This is a genomic window from Methylocucumis oryzae (assembly GCF_000963695.1).
Lineage (GTDB): Bacteria > Pseudomonadota > Gammaproteobacteria > Methylococcales > Methylomonadaceae > Methylovulum > Methylovulum oryzae.
In genome coordinates, this window is sequence record NZ_LAJX01000300.1 from 1 (window position 1) to 4131 (window position 4131).

Sequence of the window (4131 nt, forward strand, 5' to 3'; positions counted from 1 at the left end):
CTTAACGCCCGAAGAAATCGCTATTGTCGAAGGCCAAGCTAAACCCCCAGCCGCCAACGGCTAAAGCCGTTGGACTCCAATAGGAGTAAAACGGCTTTAGCCGTTTTTTTTGTGCAAAAAAAGCCGGACAAGACTCCTGAGCAGAGGAACAACAAATCGAAACCCCGGTTACCGGGCTGTACGCTTAAACGCCCGAAGAAATCGCTATTGTCGAAGGCCACGCTAAACCCCCAGCCGCCAACGGCTACAGCCGTTTGGACTCCAATAGGAGTAAAACGGCTTTAGCCGTTTTTTTTTTGTGCAAAAAAGCCGGACAAGACACCCTTGCATGGGAACAACAAATCGACATCCAGGTTTACGGGCTGTACGGCTTAACGCTCGAGGAAATGGCTATTGTCGAAGGCCAAGCTAAACCCGCAGCAGCCAACGGCTAAAGCCGTTGGACTCCAATAGGAGTAAAACGGCTTTAGCCGTTTTCCATAAACGTTTTGCCTCAACTCGGCATTGTCCTTTAGTACTAACCAGCGTGGCTTATTAGGTCATGTCGTCAGGAAACGACTCTGTTCTATACCTGGCTATAGTTAAGGTGTCAGACCAGTAACTCGCTGGTAATCCGGCTTTTTGCTTTAAATGATTCAGAAATTGTTGCGGTTTAGGTAGGGATTGCCAAACTGCCGGTAAAAAGGTGCTACGCCTAAAGCCTTCTGACAAGATTAAGCCGTCAATACCGGGTTGTAATTGTGCTAACAAGTCGCTTTCTGAGCTAAACGTCATAGGTTCGGGCGCGGTGAGAATGGCGATATGTATATCGATTAAGGCGAGTTCTGATGATTGTAACGGCGGAAACCTTGGGTCTTTAAACGCGGCAGCATAGGCGTTTTCAGCAATGTCTATCGGTAATAGCCGCACCGGTTCTAACATGCCTATACAGCCACGTAATTGCTGTTGTTTATTGAGCGTGACAAATGTTGCCGCAGGTTTGAGCAAGCTGTCTGGATAATCTTCTAAGCTAGGTGTTAAGGCTTTGCCATAGGTTAAGCCGTGTACTATCGAGGCTTTAGCCAGCGTTAATAAGATTTGTTGTTGTTCGCTAGTCAATGACATAAGCACCATACCCTACGACTCTACGTTTATCGCCTCCGGTATCGCCCGAATTGCGCAAATCAATGGTTTTAACGGTTAAATTTTTATCGCGCGCTAGTTTTAATAAGCCACTTATCGGCACTTTGCCACAGGCGGATTCGTAATCTAGGCGCTCATATTGGAGTTTTTCTATCGCAATACTCGTGGCTTTATCCAATTTTTGCGCGGTTTCATAGTTGTGATAATGGCTTAAATCCGAGCTAATCACGATAAGCGTTTCAGGCCCGCCCCATAGCCGCTCTAAAACAGTGCTGATTTGCTCTGGTGTTGCATCGCCTACCACTATCGGTATTATGCTAAAGCTAGCCAGTTGCTGCTGTAAAAAAGGTAGTTGCAGCTCTAAGCTATGTTCGTGTGTATGAGCTTGTTCTAAGATGCCGACATACGCTAAATCAGCTAAAATCGGCTCAATGGTATGGTCAATCGGAATTGCACCTAAAGGGGTGACATAAGAGTCCGCTTGGGTGAGTGCTAAACCTTTAAAAGCGACCCGGTGTGATGGCCCTAGCAATACAACACGATTAATCGTATCAAACGCTGGCTCTAAGCGCGCATAAGCGCTAGCGGCAATCGCACCGGAATACACTAAGCCAGCATGAGGTGCGATGAGCGCTTTAGGTACTCTAGTACCGCTATGCGCCCGAATTAAATAAGCGTGTACTTGTTGACGCAATTGATCGGCGTTGGCTGGGTAGAAACTACCCGCAACCGCAGGCATTCTATTCATAATGGCAGTTCCTTAACGATAGACAGGTGTAGTATGACTGAATTTCTAGTAAACGATAACAAGCGGTTAGCAGATACGGTATTAACTCACTATTGGCATCGTTTAGACGATGGTCGTTGTCAATGTGATCTGTGTCCGCGTTATTGTAAATTACATGAAGGCCAGCGTGGTTTATGTTTTGTTAGACAACAGCTAGCCGGGCAAATTGTGATGACCAGTTATGGCCGGGCGAGTGGTTTTGCGATTGATCCTATTGAAAAAAAGCCCTTAAACCATTTTTTACCCGGTACGCCGGTGTTGTCATTCGGCACGGCGGGCTGCAATTTAGCCTGTAAGTTTTGTCAAAACTGGGATATTAGTAAATCCAGAGAAATGGATACCTTAATGAGTTTTGCAAGTCCAGAAACGATTGCACAAGCAGCGCAAACCTATGGTTGTGCTAGCGTAGCCTATACTTATAACGACCCCGTGATATTTCATGAATATGCTATTGATACCGCGTTGGCTTGCCGGGCGTTAGGTATTAAGTCAGTTGCCGTATCCGCCGGTTATCAATGTGCTGAGCCTAGAGCAGAATTTTATCGCTATATGGACGCAGCTAATATCGATTTAAAAGCGTTTACCGAAAAATTTTACTATCAAATTACCGGTAGCCATTTAGCGCCAGTATTAGAAACCCTTAACTACATTAAGCACGAGACTCAGGTGTGGTTAGAGCTAACGACGTTAATTATTCCAGGCGAGAATGATTCCGATGCGGAGTTAAACGCGATGACACAATGGGTTGTTGAGAATCTAGGCCCTGATGTGCCTATGCATTTTTCCGCGTTTCATCCTGATTGGAAAATGCTAGATAAGCCGCGCACGCCTTTAGCCTCGCTATTAAACGCACGTAATATTGCTTTAGCTAATGGTGTGCGTTACGCCTATATCGGGAATGCGCATGATAAAGCCGCCGATAGCACATATTGTGCTCAGTGCGGGCAATTATTGATTGGGCGAGATTGGTATGTGTTGTCTGAGTGGCAGCTCACCGAAGTTGGACGTTGTTGCCACTGCGGTGCAGTTTGCGCAGGAGTTTTTGAGGCAACACCAGGTGATTGGGGTGCTAAACGTGTGGCAGTGAGGCTTCATGATGATTGAGAGGCTTACCCTGGTTTATGAGCCATTTTTTAACGTTATTTTCAAAGAATTAATTTTTTCAACGGGTAATTGAGTGTACTTAACAATTTTTTTCCACAGATTCGTTATCTAATAGCATGGCTATTGCTATTTTTTCAAAACCCGATTTTTCACCTTTCTTCAAAAGCTGCATCTTTGACATTTTTTAAATCCCAATATTGAAGCAAGCTTTTTTGGTATTGCTCATACTGTGCTGAAGTTAAATGCGCAAGTTCAGCTATTTCAAATCCCCTTTGAAAAATAGGCTCATTTAAAACAGTTGGAATATGGTCAAAACTTTCTAAATTCTTTAGAAAATACAGCCATTTATCAAAATGACTTTCTAACTCACTTTCTCGTTTGTTAAATAACGGCATTTGCAAAAACTTAAAATTCAATTTCTCATAAAACACATCACCGTCTTGGTCTTTTAAATAAATATCACGCATAAATTTACGCAATTTACAATCTTTATCATACTCAAAATCCAAGATGGCAATAAAATAAACCGGCATTAATTGGTAATTCCACAGGCCTTTTTCGGCTTGGTCACGGATTGGAAACATCGCATAAAATAGTGACCTATCTTTTAAATACTTCAACTTGCCCTTTTGCATTTCAACGATAAATTTTTCGCCGGTTTTACTCTCGCAATAAATGTCAAAAATAGCTTTCCTATCTTCTTCCGTGTCAGACAGATTCTCACTGTTTTTGAAAGTCAAATCAGCAATTTGATGATGAATGGGTAAAAGCTGGTTTAAAAAATCAATTAATAACTCTTTACTGCCTTCTTCACCGAATAATTTTTTAAAGCCAAAATCCGTATAAGGATTGAAATACTTTTTTTGCACTGAAGTTAATTGACTCATAACCTAGCTCCGATTACCAAATAGTTGTTATAGGGTTCGATGATAGTGTGTTGCTTAAACGATAAAGTTAGTAAATTGTCAGAAAGCACTTTTGATTTCTATCAGGTTACCGCTCATTTCCTGATTGATTTCAATGGTAATATTCATGTTTATATACTCTGAACGGTCAAGTTTTCGGTATCTTGTGTTGTTGTAGGGTGCGCTGTGCGCACCTTTTTCATTGATTTTTAT

5 protein-coding genes are annotated in these 4131 nt (G+C 42.6%); 2 read left to right on the forward strand and 3 right to left on the reverse strand.

Going from position 1 to position 4131, the window contains the following annotated elements:
- Positions 1–296 precede the first annotated feature (296 nt).
- Positions 297–434 (forward strand): hypothetical protein, encoded by a 138-nt coding sequence (locus VZ94_RS26240; RefSeq protein ID WP_157844996.1) that lies wholly within the window; start codon positions 297–299, stop codon positions 432–434.
- 100 nt (positions 435–534) lie between these two features.
- On the opposite strand, the gene amrA is transcribed toward VZ94_RS26240, so the two are convergent.
- Positions 535–1104 (reverse strand): AmmeMemoRadiSam system protein A, encoded by a 570-nt coding sequence (gene amrA, locus VZ94_RS20540; RefSeq protein ID WP_045780665.1) that lies wholly within the window; start codon positions 1102–1104, stop codon positions 535–537.
- Positions 1091–1870, reverse strand: coding sequence for an AmmeMemoRadiSam system protein B (gene amrB, locus VZ94_RS20545; RefSeq protein ID WP_045780666.1), 780 nt, complete (start codon positions 1868–1870; stop codon positions 1091–1093). The genes amrA and amrB overlap by 14 nt, the downstream gene beginning before the upstream one ends.
- 33 nt (positions 1871–1903) lie before the next feature.
- Between amrB and amrS the strand changes: the two genes are divergently transcribed.
- On the forward strand, positions 1904–3013 hold the full coding sequence (amrS, locus tag VZ94_RS20550; protein WP_045780667.1) for an AmmeMemoRadiSam system radical SAM enzyme: 1110 nt from the start codon (positions 1904–1906) through the stop codon (positions 3011–3013).
- 149 nt (positions 3014–3162) lie between these two features.
- On the opposite strand, the gene VZ94_RS20555 is transcribed toward amrS, so the two are convergent.
- Positions 3163–3900, reverse strand: coding sequence for an Rpn family recombination-promoting nuclease/putative transposase (locus tag VZ94_RS20555; RefSeq protein ID WP_045780668.1), 738 nt, complete (start codon positions 3898–3900; stop codon positions 3163–3165).
- Between the last annotated feature and the right edge of the window lie 231 nt (positions 3901–4131).